We start from the raw sequence: 16448 nt of genomic DNA on the forward strand, positions 1-16448 counted from the left end.
GACGCGAGCGGAAGGGGGCGGGCGGATGACCGGCACGGCCGTACGGATCGACGGGAACACGCTGCGCCTGCCGGGCGGAGTGGCGGTGCGGTTCGTGCGCACCCTGCGGCTGCCGGAGACGGGCACGCATCCGCTGCCGCCGGGGCTGGGCGAGTTCCCGGTCCGCCGGATATCCGACCACGCGGATGCGGTTCCCGAACAGTGGCGGGCGCGCGGCGGCGTCATGCTGCCGGTGTATCTGCGCGAGGCGATGTGGCTGAGCTTCGCGGGCACCTCGGAACCGGCCGCACTGCAGGTCGGGGTGGGCAAGGTGTGCGCGGTGTCGGGCAAGCCGTGGAGCGACCGGCTCGCGCGTGACCCGCAGAACTACCTCGTCCTTCCCCGGCAGCCCTGGCTGGACGGCATCAACTCCGGCAAGGGCACGGTCCGCCAGTTCGTGGCGGTGCCGCTGGGGCTGGGCGCGACGGTGGAGGGCCAGGTCACGGGCGAGGAGGTGTGGGGCGGTGTCCAGCTGCGGTCGTTCCCGCTGCGGGACGACCTCCTCGACCAGTGGCGCAGGGAGCAGCGGGCCCAGCGGGAGCGAACGCGGGCGTACGGCGCTCCCCCGCCCATGGCGGCCCCGCCCATGGCCGCTGCGGCCGCCCCGGGCGGGCCCCCCGCGCGGGGCGCCGCGGCCATGGGGCTCGGCGTCGGCGGCTCGATGCGGCAGGAGGTCTACCGGGACGACCGGCCGCTGACCCACTGGTCGAAGGAGCCGGCCGGGCGGGTGTTCGTGCACCTGGTGACGCCACCGCAGTGGCGGCGCATCACGGGCGAGGAGCCACCGCCGTCGCCGGTGGACCGGGCGGCGTACACGCGGGCGGGACTGCCCTGGTACGACTACTACGACCAGGACGCCGAGGACCTCGCCCCCACGGACGCCCTGGAGGCCGTCAAGCCGGTCGGCGACTGGCTCGGCGACGACCTGGAGCCCTGGCAGCAGCCGACGCCCGGCCAGGTGAAACACCTGAAGGACGCGCCGGGCGTGCCGGTCGAGGACGGGGAGTGGTAGCCCCCTGCGCCCGTTGCGCTGAGCGCAACAGATATTGCGGCACTTGTACTTGACGGGCGGTCCGCGCGAAGGTGGCTGTCACGACCGGGCAACCGAGACCTGAGGTGCGGGCAATGGAAAGTGGTGCGCAGGCGCCGCGCGGCGGCTGGAGCCGGCGCCGTTTCGTGCGGGCCGCGGCGGCCACCGCCTCCGTGGTGGCGGCGCCCGCCTGCGCCGCGCCCGGGGCGGACCCGCCCGCGCCCGAGGGCCGTACGGCCACCGCGCGGCCGGGGCGCGAGGCCTCCGCGAAGGCTCCCCGCCCGCTCTGCCTGGGCACCTACACCTCCGTCGACGACGGCGGCACCGGGATCGGCCTGGCGTCGTACGACCCGGCGACGGGCCGCATCACCGGCTCCGGGACGCTCACCGGTGTGGCCGACCCGTCGTATCTCGCCGTGCACCCGGACGGTCGCACGCTGTACGCGGTCGACGAGCGCACGGACGGCGGGGTGACCGCCGTACGCCTGGCCGGCCGGCGGATCCTCGGCACCCGGAGCACCGGGGGCGCGGCCCCCTGCCATCTCTCCGTCCATCCCTCCGGGCGCTGGCTGCTCAGTGCCAACTACGGCTCCGGCAGCGTGGCCGTGCACCCGATCGACGCCGAGGGCTCCCTCGGCGAACGCACCGACCTGGTCACCCACTCGAGCCCCTCGCCCGGCCCGGGCCAGCAGGGCCCGCACGCCCACCAGGTCGTCACCAGCCCCGACGGCGGCCACGTCCTCGCCGTCGACCTGGGCACCGACACCGTCTACAGCTACCGCCTCGACCCGGCGAAGGGCAGGCTCACCGAGGTCGCCCAGGCCCACACGCGGCCGGGCGCGGGCCCGCGCCACCTCACCTTCCATCCGGACGGCCGGCACGCCTACCTGGCCAACGAGGTCGGCAACACGGTCGCGGTGTGCGCCTACGACCCCGCCACCGGCCGCCTGGCGATGGGCGCGCCGCAGTCCACGGGCACCGGCGCGGGCACGAACTACCCGGCGCAGATCCTGGTGACCGCGAACGGCTCGTACGCCTACCTCGCCAATCGCGGCCACAACAGCCTCACCCGGTACGCCGTCGAGGCGGACGGCGCCCGCCTGCGCCTCATCGACACGGTGCCGGTCGGCGGGGACTTTCCCCGCCAGATCGCCTTCTCGCCGGACGGGCGGCTGCTGTTCGCCGCCAACCAGCGGTCGGGGACGGTGAGCGTCTTCCACGTCGACCCGGACAGCGGCCGGCTGCGGCTCACGGGCGAGCCGTTCGCGTCACCGGTCGCCGTCTGTGCGCTGCCGCTGTAGAGCGCGGGGGCAGACGGCCGCGCTCGCCTGGGACAGCAGCACGTGCACGCGCTCGGTGAGCTCGGCGACGTCGTCGGCAGGCGCGTGGAACGGCAGGCGTACGTCGCCGTGGGCGCGGGCCCGCTCGATGCGCAGCGTCAGCCCGTGCCGGTCCACCGCGAGGGGCGTCACCCGCGTCGCGGCGTGCAGGCTGCCGGGGTCGACGAGCCGGGTGAGCCGTTCGACGGCGTCCGGGTGGGCGTCGGCGAGGTGGGTCAGCAGCCGGGCCTCGGCCAGGGCGAGCGGATCGGGTGCGGCGGCGGCGAACTCGCCGAGGTCGACGACCACCGCGCCGGAGGGCCGGCGCAGCACCACCCGGGTGGGCCGGAAGGCGAGACGGCCGTCCGCGGGGGCGAACCAGCCGGCCAGCCAGAGCCGGGAGCGGATGCGGTGGCGCACGGGGACGGGCGCGACGTCGGCGAACTCCAGCACGGCGGACGGCTCCCCGCGCGGCGCGCAGACCGCCGCCGCGAGCAGGGCACTGTCCTCGGGTACGCGCAGCAGCACCCGGCCGTCCTCTGTCACGGTGTGCGCGCCGACGAGTTCCTCGCGGCCGCCCTCCGCCGTCACCGCGCAGGACCACGCCACCGCGAGCACCGAGCGGGCCCGCTCCGCCGCACCGGGTTCCGCCGTCCAGCTGTCACCCATCCCGAACCTCCTTAGGTAAGCCTTGCCTAACCTATCGAAGATCGGGACGTACGCCAACCACGGTCACGCGATCACGGCGAGCAGCGCCCGCGCGCACAGATCCCGCACCTGTTCCCGGGAGAGACCGGAGCCCCTCAGCCACTCCAGGCAGACGGCCGTGGTGAAGGCCAGCCAGCCCCGCACGGCCAGGCGGAGTTCGCAGCGTTCCGCGAAGCGCGGGCCGAACTCGGGGTCCGCGGCGAGGGCGGCCAGGATCTGGCGTTCCTGGGCGGCCAGCGCCCGCCGGTAGACCCGGCGCACGCCCTGGTCGCCGGCCGCGTCGGCGCGGTGGAAGGCACGGTAGCCGTGGGCATGGGTCTCGACGTACTCCAGGTACGCGTCGAGGCCGGTGGTGAGCTGCTCGCGCACCGGCACCCCGGACACGACCTCCGTCATGCGGAGCATGCGCTCGCTCTCGCGCTCGACGACCGCCGCGAAGAAGTCCCGTTTCGTCGGGAAGTAGTGGTACAGCAGCCCGCGCGAGACGCCGGCGATCTCGGCGACCCGCTCGATCCACACCTCGTCGTACGGGCTCTCGGAGAACAACTGCGCGCCCACCGACAGCAACTGCTCGCGGCGCTCCCGGGTGCTGAGTCGGCGGCGGATGCGCTCACCCTGGTTCGCGGCCATGTCCGCACCTTACTTGACGTGGATTCAACAAGGGGCTCAGACTGGAACGCGCTATTGAACCCACGTACAACACGCTCGGCCGACGGTTTGGACCAAGGGAGATCGCGTCATGGCGGAGACGGGCACCAGGACGACGGGCGGGGCCGCGCCGCCGAAAGGGTTCCGCGGGGCCGAGCTGGGCTGGCCGGAGCTGGACCGCATTCCCCGTCCGCCGTACCGGATTCCCCTCCTCGGCGACGTCCTCGGCGCCGGCCGGGACACGCCCCTGCAGGACTCGATGCGGTACGCCCGCCGGCTCGGCCCGGTCTTCCGGCGCAAGGCGTTCGGCAAGGAGTTCGTGTTCGTGGCCGGCGCCCGGCTCGCGGCCGACCTCGCGGACGAGTCGCGGTTCGCCAAACACGTGGGCCTCGGGGTGGCCAATCTGCGGCCGGTCGCCGGGGACGGGCTGTTCACGGCGTACGACCACGAGCCCAACTGGCAGCTGGCGCACGATGTCCTGGCCCCCGGCTTCAGCCGTGAGGCGATGGCGGGCTACCACCCGATGATGCTGGACGTGGCCGGGCGGCTGACCGGCCACTGGGACCGGGAGCTGGCGGCCGGGCGCGCCGTGGACGTGCCCGGTGACATGACGAAGCTGACCCTGGAGACGATCGCCCGGACCGGGTTCGGGCACGACTTCGGCTCCTTCGAGCGCGGCCGGCCGCATCCCTTCGTGGCCGCGATGGTCGGCACGCTCAGCCACGCGCAGCGCCTGAACATCGTGCCCGCACCGCTGACCCCGCTGCTGCTGCGGGGCGCCTCCCGGCGCAACGCGGCCGACATCGCCCTCCTCAACCGGACGGTCGACGACCTCGTACGGGCCCGGCGCGGGACCGGCGGGCAAGGGGACCTGCTCGACCGGATGCTGGCGACGGCGCATCCGGAGACCGGGGAGCGGCTGTCGCCGGAGAACGTCCGGTACCAGGTGATCACCTTCCTGGTCGCGGGCCACGAGACCACCTCGGGCACGCTCTCCTTCGCCCTGCACTACCTCTCCCGGCACCCGGAGGTGGCGGCCCGGGCCCGCGCCGAGGTGGACCGCGTCTGGGGCGACACGCCGGCGCCCGGCTACGACCAGGTCGCCAAGCTGCGGTATGTGCGCCGGGTCCTGGACGAGTCGCTGCGGCTGTGGCCGACCGCGCCCGCCTTCGCCCGCGAGGCCCGGCAGGACACGGTACTGGCCGGTGAGCATCCGATGCGCCGGGGCGCGTGGGCGCTGGTACTGCTGCCCATGCTGCACCGCGACCCCGAGGTGTGGGGCCCGGACGCCGAGCGGTTCGACCCGGACCGGTTCGACGCCAAGGCCGCCCGGGGCCGCGCCCCGCACGCCTTCAAGCCGTTCGGGACGGGCGCGCGGGCGTGCATCGGCCGCCAGTTCGCGCTGCACGAGGCGACGCTCGTCCTCGGCCTGCTGCTGCGCCGCTACGCCCTGCGCGCCGACCCCGGATACCGGCTCAGGGTCTCCGAGCGGCTGACGCTGATGCCGCAGGGCCTGCGGTTGCGCCTGGAGCGGCGCCCCGCCCCGGCCGCCCGGCCCGCCCCGGTGACGGCCCCGGACGCGCAGAGCCCCGCGTCAGCGCCGCGCTGTCCAGTGCACGGGGTGGGTGACTGACTCCGGCAGCCGGGTGCCGGCGCTGCCCCGGGCCGCGTCGACCTGGGGCTGGGTCAGGAAGAACGCGCCGGTCAGATCGGCGTCCGTGAGTTCGGCGCCGCGCAGGTCGGCGCCGATCAGGTCCGCGCCGCGCAGGTCGGCGCCGGTGAGATCGGCGGCGATGAGGCAGGCACCGCGCAGGCTGGCGCCGCGCAGGTCGGCCCCCTTCAGCCGGGCGCCCATGAGGTCCGCGCCCCGGCGGTCCTTCTTCTTGCCGCCCTTTCCTCCGAAGCCCGCCCGCACCAGGTCGCTGGTGCGCAGCAGGAGCACGTTGACCTCCTGCCGGTGGGCGGCCACGTCCAGCGCGGCCAGTTCCCCGGGGGTTCCGCGGGTGAGCAGCTCGGTCTTCTCCCGGGCCTCGCGCAGGTCGGCGTGGACGGGGCGGGCGGCGGGCAGGCTCAGCGCCTCGGTGAGGTACCAGAGCAGTTCCTGGAGCTGCCGGACGACCGGGAACACCTCGAACATGTGCCGGGCCTGCTCCCGGGAACCGGTCCGCCAGTCCTGCCCGCCGAAGGTCACCTGGGAGACCTTCTGGCCGGCGCCGAAGCAGTCGTAGACCGTACAGCCGGTGAAGCCCTTGTCCCGCAGGCGGGTGTGGATGCCGCAGCGGTGGTCGCCCCGGAGGTTGGGGCAGGGCTTCCCGGCGGGCTTGTCGAGCGCGAAGTCCGCCGAGCGGGCGAAGGGCAGGGCGACGCAGCACAGCCCGAAGCACGAGGCGCAGTCGCCGCGCAGTTCCGACAGGCCGGCTATCTGATCTGGCATGCCTCCAGCCTAGTGACCTGGAGAACCGCCCTTTCCCTGGCCGGTGGCGGCACGGCCGTCAGCGGCGGGGTCTGCGGCTCCGGCCCCACGGCAGCGGCTTCGCCGCGTTGACCGCGGCCACCGCTCCGCCCACCGCCCCGCCGCGAACTCACCGATGAATTCCCGGCGTTGTGGGCGTCTCCTCATCCAGCGGAAAACAAGCTCGGCTACCACTGTGGGTGGCAGCCGACACCGGACAGGAGCCGTACGCATCGAGGAGCGACGCCATGTGCAGCCATCAGCCTCCGTGCCCCACCGCCGACAGCCCGGACCACCACACCGCCGTGATCACCTCGGCCCACCCCGAGCAGGGCTGGAGCCTGCTGTGCAACGGCATCATCGTCTTCGACGACACCGGTGAGCTCCTGCCCGACGGCCGGACCGTGGACCCGCACCGCACCCCGGGTCCGCTGGCCGTGGCCGTCTGACCGTCACTCCGGGAGGGCGGGCAGGTCGAGCCGGGCCAGGCGGTCGGGGTCGGCCACGATGTACATGCCGGTGATCTTGCCGTCGGCGATGGTGAGAGCGGTGACGGACATCGCACGGCCCTCGGGCGCGGTGACGAGCCCCAGTGAGCCGTTGACCAGCACGGGCCGCGCGAAGTTCGCGAACCGGGCGAACAGGACCGCCTGTTCGGCCACCGCCTTCGCCCCGCGCACCACCTTGGACGCGGCCGCACCCCGCACCAGGGCACCCGCGTCCGCGCGCAGCACCACGTCGGGGTGGAGCAGGGCGACGAGCGCCTCGAAGTCCCCGCCGCGGGAGGCGGCCAGGAAGGCGTCGAGCACCTGGCGCTGCCGCCCGAGGTCGGGGTCGGCCGACGGGGTGGCGCCCTGTACCCTGCGGCGGGCCCGGCTGGCCAGTTGCCGGGTCGCGGCCGGGGTGCGCTCCACGACCGGCGCGATGTCGTCGAACGGCACGGCGAACATGTCGTGCAGGACGAACGCGAGCCGCTCGGCGGGCTCCAGCATCTCCAGAACGACCAGCAGGGCGAGGCCCACCGAGTCGGCCTGGAGCACCTCCTGCTCGGGGTCGAGATCCGACAGCGGCCGGATCACCGGATCCGGCACGAACGTGTCGTCCATCGGCTCCTCGCGGCGCGCGGTGCGCGAGCGCAGCATGTCGGGGCAGACCCGGCCGACCACCGTGGTCAGCCAGCCGCCCAGGTTCCTGATCTCGTCCGGGTCGGTCCGGCCGAGCCGGAACCACGCCTCCTGGACGGCGTCCTCCGCCTCGGCCGGCGAGCCGAGCATCCGGTAGGCCACGGCCTTCAGATGCCCGCGGTGCTCCTCGAAACGGTCGGCCAGTACGTCGTCGCCGTTCATCTGCTCCCCCTGTCCGCCGGCAACCGGCAACCGCTACCTGCTGAAGACTTCGAACGCCACCGCCGGCTTTCCCCCGAACCGCTTCCCCGTCGCCGTGGCGTTGGCGGTCAGGAACCCCCGGGCGTACGATTCCGGGTCCTCATCGGTCAACGCCTCTATGTACGTGCGGTGTTCGAGCAGCGACCGCACCGCCCGCTCCAGGCCCGGCGTCGCGTCCACGGCGTGGGTGGGCGACGCGGAACCGGCGACGGCCACCCAGCGGACGCCGTTCCAGGGCGGAAGGCCCTGCTCGACGAGTTCGGGGAAGATCCACCGGTTTCCGGCGTCCCCGGCGGCGTCCAGGGTGGCGCGCCCCACCGCCACGTGGTCCGGCGTGTTCCAGGCGACGCCGCCCCAGGTGTCCCGGTGGTTGAGGGTGATCACCAGTTCCGGGCGGTGGCGGCGGATCGCGCCGGCGATGTCGCGGCGCAGGGCGGTGCCGTACTCGATGACGCCGTCCCTGTGGTCGAGGAACTCCACCTTCGACACGCCCACGACGGCCGCGCTCGCCCGCTGCTCCCGCTCCCGCAGCGGCCCGCACCGGGCGGGCTCCAGGGTGTCGATGCCCGCCTCGCCGCGGGTCGCCAGCACATAGGCGACCTCACGGCCGGCGTCGGTCCAGGCGGCGACGGCCGCGGCGCACCCGTACTCCAGGTCGTCGGGGTGGGCGACGACGGCGAGTGCGCGCTGCCAGTCGGTCGGCATGGGCTGAAGCTGGGTGATCTCCGGCTCGGTCATGGGCGCAGACTAGCTGGTCAGGGCCTGTACGGCGGATCAGGTCGCAGACATGGGCGGTTCCTCATCGGCGCCGGTGAGCGGGGCGAATGGCGGTGCCCCCTCGCGCGTGAAGCCGGCCGTGGGGAGGGCGTGCCAAAACCCGCGTCTGCGGCATGATCCGCCGGACAGGCCCTGGCCGGTGACGGGTGACATCACACCTCGTCACGGGCCATCGCCAGCAGCCGGTCCAGGACGCGGGGCGCGCCTGCCCGCAGGCCGTCGTGTTCGTACTCGTCGGTGACCCAGGTGCGCAGGCCCCGGATCGCGCGGGCGGTGCGCAGCGAGTGGGCGGTGTCGACGTACATGTCGTCGTGGTAGACGGCGGCGACGACCGGGACCTCGCCCGCGGCCAGGCGCGCGGGGTCGTACAGCGGCGGCCAGTCGGTGCGGGCGGCGAGCAGCTCGGCGGTCTCGCGCAGGGGGCGCAGGGCGGGGTCGCAGTCGAAGGTCCAGGGGTGGACGCTCTCGCCGGTGAAGAGCACCGGCGCGTCGCCGCCGAGGGCCTTGGCCGCGTCGAACTGCGGGAACTCGGCGCGCACCCGTTCCGCGGCCCAGGCGGTGGGGCGGTCGTCCTGGCCGTAGATCGCCTCGTGGACCAGGGCGTAGAGGGGGTGGCTCGCGTACGACAGCTGGCCCTGGACCTCCTCCTGGAAGGCATCCGACAGCTCCCAGCCGTGCGGCGTGCGGACAAAGGCCTGCTCCAGCAGGTAGTGCAGGCGGTGGCTGCCGTCGCTGACGCCGAGGAGGATGCCCAGGGACTGGAAGGCCTCGACGGTGAGGCGGTAGCCGTTCGGCAGGACCACGTCGTGGGTGAGCAGGTGGTCGGCGATGCGGCGGGCGCGTTCGACGTCCTGTGGGTAGCGGGCGTAGTGCGCGGTGACCTTGCGTTCGACGCGCGGGTAGGCGGCCCGGTAGACGTCGTCGGCGTGTGCGTCCAGGGAGGGCAGGCCACCGGTGATCAGGGCGGTGTTCAGGCCCTGAGGCGCCAGGGACAGATAGGTCACCGCGCAGAAGCCGCCGAAGCTCTGGCCGAGGACGGTCCAGGGGGCGCCGTCGGTCAGCCGCGGGCGGATCAGCTCGCAGTCGCGGACGATCGAGTCGGCCCGGAAGCGGGCGAGGAAGTCGGCCTGTTCGGCGGGGCCGCCGCGCAGCGGGAGCGTCTGCCGGTTGACGGGCGTGGAGTGGCCGGTGCCGCGCTGGTCGAGGAGCAGGACGCGGTGGTCTTCCAGGGCGCGGCCGAGCCAGGCCTGCTTGCCGATGAAGCGGTACGCCCCGAAGCCGGGGCCGCCGGTCAGATGGACCAGCCACGGCAGGTCCCGGTCCGCCTTGTCGCTCGCGACGACCTCCCGGGCGTACAGCTCGATGGTCTCGCCCGCCGGATCGGCGTGGTCCAGGGGCACGGTGAAGCGGTGGTCGGTGAGGACGACGCCGGGCTGGCGGTAGCTGACGGTCAAGGAATCTCCCGGGACGCACGGATGGTCGCGTCCCAGTCCAGCACATGTCCGTGCGCCGTCCGGCCCCCGGGATCATGGAATGATACTGAATGGGGAATCAGCGGGCGGCGAGGCTGGAGCGGCGCACCACCAGCTCCGGCTGGAGCACCATCCGGCGGTGCTCGTGCGCACCCGGCGCGTCCTGTGCCTCCGTCTCCCCAGGGCAAGTTCGGCGGCGAGGGCGCCGATGGTGGACGGCGGGCTGGCGTACGGAGGTGAGCGGGACGGCGGCGGCGGCCGCCAACTCGATGTCGTCGTAGCCGACGATCGCGAGGTCGTCCGGGACGACGACCCCGGCCGCGTACATGGCCCTGCAGCACGCCGAGGGCGAGGAGGCCGTTGGCGCAGAAGACGGCGGTGGGGCGGTCGGCGAGGCCGAGCAGGCGGGCGCCGGCGTCCCGGCCCGCGGCCACGTCGAGGCGTTCGGTGGGCAGTTCGCGCAGGGCGTCGGGGCCGAGACCGGGCTCCGCGAGGGCGTTGAGGGCGCCGGTGCGACGGTCGGCGACCGTGCAGGCGTCCGCTGACCTCGTAGTCGATGCCGTGCAGGTACATGTTGCGGGCCGTGCTGGAGCCGTGCGAGCTGGTGCAGGTGCCCGTGGAACTGGTCCACTCCCCCAGCGCGGTCCACTTCGAACCGCCGTACTCGGCGAGGGCGTTGCGTCCGTTGCCGGAGACGCCGACGCGGTAGCTCGGCTGGAGCTTGCCCTTGGGGGTGGAGACGAACTGCGGGTACGTGAACCGGGAGGTGAGCGCGAGCCCGTCGAGCGAGGTCTGTACGGCGCCGAAGCCGGACGACGTCCAGGCCGTGGACGCCGGCGTACCGAGAGGCGTGCCGGGCACCGGGTCAGCCGGTGCCGCAGACGCGGGCGCGGGTCACGCGGTGCATCCTCGACTCGCTCGCCGCTCGCCCACCGCCGGGCCGTCGAGGACGCCCAGCGGCCGGCCGGGAACCCGGTGGACGTGGTGCGCATCGTGGGCGGCGGCACCCGCAACGCGCTGCTGTGCCGGCTCACCGCCGACGCCAACGGGCTGCCGGTGGTCGCCGGACCCACGAAGGCCGCCGCCCTCGGCAACGTACTGGTGCAGGCCCGGGCGCACGGGCTGGTCGGCGACCTCGCCGGCATGCGGCGGCTGCCGGCGCGTACGCAGCCGCTTGACCCGGTACGAGCCCCAGGCCGACACCGCGCGGGAGGCCCAGGCCCGGCTCACCGCTCCGTGAACCGGGGGTCCCCCAGGCCCCCACCGCCCATTACGCTGCACTCGTCCGATGACCGACCTCAAGGAGCCGCGATGCGTGTCGCCCTGTTCCTGACCTGTGTCAACGACACGCTCTATCCGGACACCGGCCGCGCGGTAGTGAAGCTGCTGACCAGACTGGGCGTCGAGGTCGACTTCCCGATGGCCCAGACCTGCTGCGGGCAGGCGCACTACAACACCGGCTACCGCCACGAGGCCGAGCCGCTCGCCCGGCATTTCTCCGATGTCTTCGCAGAGTACGAGGCGATCGTGACGCCCTCAGGGTCGTGCGGGGCGATGGTACGGGAGCTGTATCCGCGCATGGGCGAGCGGGCGCGCGCCGAGGGGCGGGGGGACGCGCTCGCGGCCGTGCTGGCGCCGGTGGTGCCGAAGACGTACGAGCTGACGGAGTTCCTGGTGGACGTGCTGGGGGTGACGGACGTCGGGGCGTACTACCCGCACAAGGTGACGTACCACCCCACCTGCCACGGGCTGCGGAGCCTGGGCCTGGGCGACCGGCCCCGGCGGCTGCTCCAGGCCGTGAAGGGGCTGGAGCTGGTGGAGTTGCCGGGAGCCGACGAGTGCTGCGGCTTCGGCGGGACCTTCGCGCTGAAGAACCCGGACGTCTCGGCGGCGATGGGCGCGGACAAGGTGCGCAACGCCGAGTCGACGGGCGCGGAGGTGCTGTGCGCGGCCGACAACTCCTGTCTGATGCACATCGGCGGCATCATGACCCGGCTCAGGGCGGGCATGCGGCCGGTGCACATCGCGGAGATCCTGGCGAGCACGGAGGAGGAGCCGGCCGTATGAGCGGAACGTTCGTGGGGATGCCGGCCTTCCCCCAGGCGGCTCACGAGGCAGTGCACAACCCCACCCTGCGCGGCAACCTGCGCCACGCCACGCACACCATCCGGGCCAAGCGCGCGGAGACCGTCTCGGAGGTGTCCGACTGGGCCCAGCTCCGGGAGGCGGGGAAGCGGATCAAGGATCACACTCTTCGTCATCTGGACCGCTATCTGCTCCGGTTGGAGGAGGCGGTCACGGCGGCGGGCGGCACCGTCCACTGGGCGGCCGACGCCGACGAGGCCAACCGGATCGTCGCCGGCCTGGTCAAGGACACCGGTGAGTCCGAGGTCGTCAAGGTCAAGTCGATGGCCACGCAGGAGATCGGCCTCAACGAGGCACTCGAAGCGGAGGGCATCCGCGCCTACGAGACCGATCTCGCCGAGCTGATCGTGCAGTTGGGCAAGGACCGGCCCTCGCACATCCTGGTACCCGCCATCCACCGCAACCGGGGCGAGATCCGGGACATCTTCCGCTCCGAGATGAAGGAGTGGGGCCGCCCGGCCCCTGACGGTCTCACCGACGCGCCGGCCGAACTCGCCGAGGCGGCCCGGCTGCACCTGCGGGAGAACTTCCTGCGGGCCAAGGTGGGCATCTCCGGCGCCAACTTCATGGTCGCCGAGACCGGCACGCTGGTGGTCGTCGAGTCCGAGGGCAACGGCCGGATGTGCCTGACCCTGCCCGAGACGCTGATCTCGGTCGTCGGCATCGAGAAGATCGTGCCGACCTGGCGGGACCTGGAGGTGTTCCTGCAGACGCTTCCCCGCTCCTCCACGGCCGAGCGCATGAACCCGTACACCTCGATGTGGACGGGCACCACGGACGAGGACGGCCCGCGCACCTTCCACCTGGTCCTGCTCGACAACGGCCGCACCGACGCCCTCGCCGACGAGGTCGGCCGCCAGGCGCTGCGCTGCATCCGCTGCTCGGCCTGCCTGAACGTCTGCCCGGTGTACGAGCGGGCGGGCGGCCACGCCTACGGCTCGGTCTACCCCGGCCCCATCGGAGCGATCCTGAGCCCCCAGCTCCGGGGCACCGCAAGCGAGATCGACGCCTCGCTGCCGTACGCCTCCTCGCTGTGCGGTGCCTGCTACGAGGTGTGCCCGGTCGCCATCGACATCCCCGAGGTGCTGGTGCACCTGCGGGAACGGGTCGTTCAGGGCGGCACGGCGACCCGGGAGGGCAACAAGGTGGTGCTCAAGCCCGCCAAGGGCCATGCCGCGGAGCGGGCGGCTATGCGTGCCGCCCGCTGGGCGTTCGCCCACCCCGGCGCCCTGCGGGCCGGGCAGCGGCTCGCCTCCCGCACCCGCCGCCTGCACCCCCGTACGCTGCCGGGCCCGGGCCGGGCGTGGAGCGGGACACGCGACCTGCCCGCCGTACCGGCGGAGCCGTTCCGCGACTGGTGGCAGCGCACACACGGTGAGAACGGCGAGAAGGGGGCGGCGAAGTGAGCGGCAGGGACCGGGTCCTGGGCCGGGTGCGGCGTGCCCTCGCGGACGTACGGCCGGACGGCACCCCGTACGAGCAGGCCGTTCCCCGGGAGTACCTGCGGCGGCACGGCGACCGGAATGCCGAGGAGACGGTCGGTCTGCTGGCGGAGAACCTCGTGGACTACCGGGCGATCGTGCACCGCGCCACCGTGGAGGAGTTGCCGTATCTCGTCATGCGGCTGCTCGCCGAGCGCGGGAGCCAGTACGTGATCGTGCCCCCGGGACTTCCGCCGGCATGGATGTCCGCCGCCGACCCGGCCCGGGTCCATGACCGTGCCGCCGGCACGCCCCACGAGCTGGGCAAGGCGGAGAGCGTGGTCACCGGCTGCGCGCTCGCCATCGCCGAAACCGGCACGATCGTCCTGGACGGCGCTCCCGACCAGGGCCGGCGCCGCATCACCCTGATCCCGGACCACCACATCTGCGTGGTGCGGGTACCGGACCAGGTGGTGTCCTCCGTCCCCGAGGCCCTCGAACGCCTCGACCCGGCCCGCCCGTTGACCTGGATCTCCGGCCCGTCCGCGACCAGTGACATCGAACTGGACCGGGTGGAGGGGGTGCACGGGCCGCGGACGCTGGAGGTCGTGCTGGTCAGCCGCTGACCGCCCTCCGTGCGGCGAGCGGCGAATCCGCGTGACAGCGAAGGTGAACAAGCGCTTAGATAGGGGCCCTGGAAACCGACGCCCGCCCGCACCCGGAGGCCCCGTTGTTCACATCCGTCGACGACGTCTCCGCCCGCCTCGCCGAGACCGGCTACCTCGCCTCGCCCGCCGTCGCCACGACCGTCTTCCTCGCCGACCGGCTGGGCAAGCCGCTGCTGGTGGAGGGCCCCGCCGGGGTCGGCAAGACCGAGCTCGCCAAGGCCGTGGCCCAGGTCGCGGGGGCGCGGCTGGTGCGGTTGCAGTGCTACGAGGGGGTCGACGAGTCCCGGGCGCTGTACGAGTGGAACCACGCCAAGCAGCTGCTGCGCATCACCGCGGGCCGCGACGAGACCTGGGACGAGACGCGCACGGACATCTTCAGCGAGGAGTTCCTGCTGCCGCGCCCGCTGCTGACGGCCATCCGCGGCGACGAGCCGAAGGTGCTGCTGATCGACGAGACCGACAAGGCCGACGTCGAGGTGGAGGGGCTGCTCCTCGAGGTGCTCAGCGACTTCCAGGTGACCGTGCCCGAGCTGGGCACGGTCACCGCGACCCGGCGGCCCTTCGTCGTGCTCACCTCCAACGCCAGCCGCGAACTGTCCGAGGCGCTGCGCCGCCGCTGTCTGTTCCTGCACATCGGCTTCCCCGAGGAGGAGCTGGAGCGGCGCATCGTACGGCTGAAGGTGCCGGGGCTCGACGAGGCGCTGGCCGAGTCGGTGGTGCGGGTGATCGGGGCGCTGCGGGCGATGGACCTGCGCAAGGTGCCCTCGGTCGCCGAGACCATCGACTGGGCGCGCACGCTGCTGGCGCTCGGCGCCGACACGCTGGACGAGACCGTCGTCCGCGACAGCCTGGGCGTGGTCCTCAAACACCAGGACGACATCCTGAAGGCCGCCGCCAAACTCGACCTGGACGCCCTGTGACCACCCCGGCGGGGGTCGCCGACCGGCTGACGGGCCTGGTCGGGGCGCTGCGCGCGCACGGCGTGCGGATCGGCACCGGCGAGACCTTGGACGCGGCCCGCGCGGTGGAGGCGCTGGGGCTCGCGGACAGAGAGCTGCTGCGGGAGGGGCTGGCGGCGACGCTGCTGCACGGCACGGGACAGCGGGCGGTGTTCGACCCGGTCTTCGACCTGTACTTCCCCCGGGGCGTCGGCGGCCCCGACACGGTGGCGGCCGCCGACCGCGACGAGCTGCGCGACCGGCTCGCCGCCGCGCTCGCCGACGACGACGGGGCGGCGATGGCCCGGCTGGCGGCTCAGGCAGTCGACGCGCTGGGCGGCTACGGGAGTTCACCGGAGTCGGACGGCTGGTCGTCCTACCAGACCCTCGACCGGCTCCGCCCGCAGACCCTCCTGGCCCAGGTCCGCGCGGATGTGCGGGCGCGGCACGGGCGGGCCGGTTTCGCCGACCGGCTGCTGGACGACGAGATCCGGCGCCGTATCGAGGCCTTCCGTGCCCTGGTCGCGGCGGAGGCGCGGCGGCGGGTCGCCGAGCGGCGCGGCCGGGAGCCGATCGCCCGGCGGGCGGTCGCGCCGACCGCCGACCGGGTGGACTTCCTCTACGCGGGCCGGGACCAGCTGGCCGAACTGCGCCGGACCGTGCGGCCGCTGGCCCGCAAACTGGCCACCCGGCTGGCCGCGCGCCGCCGCCGGTCCGCGCGCGGCACGATCGACCTGCGCCGGACGCTGCGCGGCTCGCTGTCGACTGGCGGGGTGCCGATGCGGCCGGTGCTGCGCCGGCGGCGGCCCGTTCGGCCCGAACTGGTGCTGCTGTGTGATGTGTCGGGGTCGGTGTCGGGCTTCTCGGACTTCACGATGCTGCTGGTGCAGGCGCTGCACGACCAGTTCAGCAAGGTGCGGGTGTTCGCCTTCGTCAACCGGCTCGACGAGGTGACCGGGCTGCTCCGGCACGGCGCCGCCGACCCGGAGGGGCTCGGCGCCCGCATCCGCGCCGAGGCCACGCTCACCGGCTGGCACGGCAGCAGCGACTACGGCGTCGCGCTGGGCGAGTTCGCGGAGCGGTACGGCGACGCGGTCGGCCCGCGCACCACCGTGTTCGTCCTGGGGGACGCCCGCACCAACATGAGCGACCCCAACCTGGCCTCGGTACGCGACATCGCCTCGCGGGCCCGCCGGGTGTACTGGCTGAACCCCGAGCCGCGTGCCCAGTGGGGCACGGGCGACTCGGCCGCGCCCGCGTACGCGGAACTGGTCGAGATGCACGAGTGCCGTACCGCGCGGCAGCTCAGCGGGCTGATCGGGCGGCTGCTGCCGGTGTGACGCGTGCCGAACCCGGCACCTTCCCCACCGGCAACAACATCTCCGCAAGCCGGAGTGGACGGTGGGCGGGGCCCGCGCGCGGTGAACGGTGCCGCCGCCCACGAAG

17 protein-coding genes and 2 pseudogenes are annotated in these 16448 nt (G+C 73.8%); 11 read left to right on the plus strand and 8 right to left on the minus strand.

Annotation, left to right across the window (positions count from 1 at the left end; translation table 11 throughout):
* Window positions 1-25 precede the first annotated feature (25 nt).
* Both ACIBBH_RS05985 and ACIBBH_RS05990 read left to right on the plus strand, forming a co-directional pair.
* A complete protein-coding gene (locus ACIBBH_RS05985) occupies window positions 26-1051 on the plus strand; it encodes a hypothetical protein (RefSeq protein ID WP_399402340.1) in 1026 nt (341 codons plus the stop codon).
* 113 nt (window positions 1052-1164) lie between these two features.
* Entirely contained in the window at window positions 1165-2370 is a 1206-nt protein-coding gene (locus ACIBBH_RS05990; protein WP_399402342.1) for a lactonase family protein, read from the plus strand.
* On the opposite strand, the gene ACIBBH_RS05995 is transcribed toward ACIBBH_RS05990, so the two are convergent.
* Together ACIBBH_RS05995 and ACIBBH_RS06000 are read right to left on the minus strand one after the other, a co-directional pair.
* A complete protein-coding gene (locus tag ACIBBH_RS05995) occupies window positions 2338-3057 on the minus strand; it encodes a DUF2470 domain-containing protein (RefSeq protein WP_399402344.1) in 720 nt (239 codons plus the stop codon). The genes ACIBBH_RS05990 and ACIBBH_RS05995 overlap by 33 nt on opposite strands.
* Before the next feature lie 63 nt (window positions 3058-3120).
* Entirely contained in the window at window positions 3121-3726 is a 606-nt protein-coding gene (locus ACIBBH_RS06000; RefSeq protein ID WP_399402346.1) for a TetR/AcrR family transcriptional regulator, read from the minus strand.
* 109 nt (window positions 3727-3835) lie between these two features.
* Between ACIBBH_RS06000 and ACIBBH_RS06005 the strand changes: the two genes are divergently transcribed.
* Window positions 3836-5377 (plus strand): cytochrome P450, encoded by a 1542-nt coding sequence (locus ACIBBH_RS06005; RefSeq protein WP_399402348.1) that lies wholly within the window; start codon window positions 3836-3838, stop codon window positions 5375-5377.
* Here the strand turns inward: ACIBBH_RS06005 and ACIBBH_RS06010 are convergent.
* Entirely contained in the window at window positions 5339-6178 is an 840-nt protein-coding gene (locus ACIBBH_RS06010; protein WP_399402350.1) for a pentapeptide repeat-containing protein, read from the minus strand. The two genes, ACIBBH_RS06005 and ACIBBH_RS06010, sit on opposite strands and share 39 nt — an antisense overlap.
* 266 nt (window positions 6179-6444) lie before the next feature.
* Here ACIBBH_RS06010 and ACIBBH_RS06015 point away from each other — a divergent pair, with 266 nt between their 5' ends.
* Window positions 6445-6645, plus strand: coding sequence for a DUF5999 family protein (locus ACIBBH_RS06015; RefSeq protein WP_399402352.1), 201 nt, complete (start codon window positions 6445-6447; stop codon window positions 6643-6645).
* Between the two features lie 3 nt (window positions 6646-6648).
* Here ACIBBH_RS06015 and sigJ read toward each other — a convergent pair whose 3' ends face one another.
* The 4 genes from sigJ to ACIBBH_RS06035 form a co-directional block, all read right to left on the minus strand.
* Window positions 6649-7542: an RNA polymerase sigma factor SigJ gene (gene sigJ / locus ACIBBH_RS06020; protein ID WP_399402354.1), complete on the minus strand. Its 894-nt coding sequence runs from the start codon at window positions 7540-7542 to the stop codon at window positions 6649-6651.
* Window positions 7543-7575: 33 nt separating this feature from the next.
* Window positions 7576-8319 carry a PIG-L deacetylase family protein gene (locus ACIBBH_RS06025; protein WP_399402356.1) on the minus strand — a complete coding sequence of 248 codons (744 nt, stop codon included), beginning with the start codon at window positions 8317-8319 and terminating at the stop codon, window positions 7576-7578.
* A 191-nt stretch (window positions 8320-8510) separates the two neighbouring features.
* Window positions 8511-9812 (minus strand): alpha/beta fold hydrolase, encoded by a 1302-nt coding sequence (locus tag ACIBBH_RS06030; protein WP_399402358.1) that lies wholly within the window; start codon window positions 9810-9812, stop codon window positions 8511-8513.
* Between the two features lie 97 nt (window positions 9813-9909).
* Complete coding sequence (locus ACIBBH_RS06035) at window positions 9910-10158, minus strand: substrate-binding domain-containing protein (RefSeq protein WP_399402360.1); 249 nt, start codon at window positions 10156-10158, stop codon at window positions 9910-9912.
* On the opposite strand from ACIBBH_RS06035, the gene ACIBBH_RS06040 reads away from it, so the two are divergent.
* On the plus strand, window positions 10157-10375 hold the full coding sequence (locus ACIBBH_RS06040) for a hypothetical protein (protein ID WP_399402362.1): 219 nt from the start codon (window positions 10157-10159) through the stop codon (window positions 10373-10375). The two genes, ACIBBH_RS06035 and ACIBBH_RS06040, sit on opposite strands and share 2 nt — an antisense overlap.
* Here the strand turns inward: ACIBBH_RS06040 and ACIBBH_RS06045 are convergent.
* Window positions 10359-10667: pseudogene (locus ACIBBH_RS06045) on the minus strand (BNR-4 repeat-containing protein); the annotation flags it as partial. The gene ACIBBH_RS06040 and the pseudogene ACIBBH_RS06045 sit on opposite strands and share 17 nt — an antisense overlap.
* A gap of 8 nt (window positions 10668-10675) precedes the next feature.
* Between ACIBBH_RS06045 and ACIBBH_RS06050 the strand changes: the two are divergent.
* From ACIBBH_RS06050 to ACIBBH_RS06075, 6 genes and pseudogenes are all read left to right on the plus strand, one after another.
* Window positions 10676-11070, plus strand: a pseudogene (locus ACIBBH_RS06050) (FGGY-family carbohydrate kinase); the annotation flags it as partial.
* 71 nt (window positions 11071-11141) lie between these two features.
* Window positions 11142-11897 carry a (Fe-S)-binding protein gene (locus ACIBBH_RS06055; protein WP_399402364.1) on the plus strand — a complete coding sequence of 252 codons (756 nt, stop codon included), beginning with the start codon at window positions 11142-11144 and terminating at the stop codon, window positions 11895-11897.
* Complete coding sequence (locus ACIBBH_RS06060; RefSeq protein WP_399402365.1) at window positions 11894-13381, plus strand: LutB/LldF family L-lactate oxidation iron-sulfur protein; 1488 nt, start codon at window positions 11894-11896, stop codon at window positions 13379-13381. The genes ACIBBH_RS06055 and ACIBBH_RS06060 overlap by 4 nt, the downstream gene beginning before the upstream one ends.
* Window positions 13378-14022 carry a lactate utilization protein C gene (locus ACIBBH_RS06065; protein WP_399402367.1) on the plus strand — a complete coding sequence of 215 codons (645 nt, stop codon included), beginning with the start codon at window positions 13378-13380 and terminating at the stop codon, window positions 14020-14022. Before ACIBBH_RS06060 ends, ACIBBH_RS06065 begins: the two co-directional genes overlap by 4 nt.
* 104 nt (window positions 14023-14126) lie before the next feature.
* Complete coding sequence (locus tag ACIBBH_RS06070; RefSeq protein WP_399402369.1) at window positions 14127-14984, plus strand: AAA family ATPase; 858 nt, start codon at window positions 14127-14129, stop codon at window positions 14982-14984.
* Window positions 14981-16342: a VWA domain-containing protein gene (locus ACIBBH_RS06075; protein WP_399402371.1), complete on the plus strand. Its 1362-nt coding sequence runs from the start codon at window positions 14981-14983 to the stop codon at window positions 16340-16342. The genes ACIBBH_RS06070 and ACIBBH_RS06075 overlap by 4 nt, the downstream gene beginning before the upstream one ends.
* The last annotated feature ends 106 nt before the right edge of the window (window positions 16343-16448 follow it).

This window comes from Streptomyces sp. NPDC051636 (assembly GCF_044453765.1).
In the GTDB taxonomy this organism is placed as follows: Bacteria; Actinomycetota; Actinomycetes; order Streptomycetales; family Streptomycetaceae; genus Streptomyces.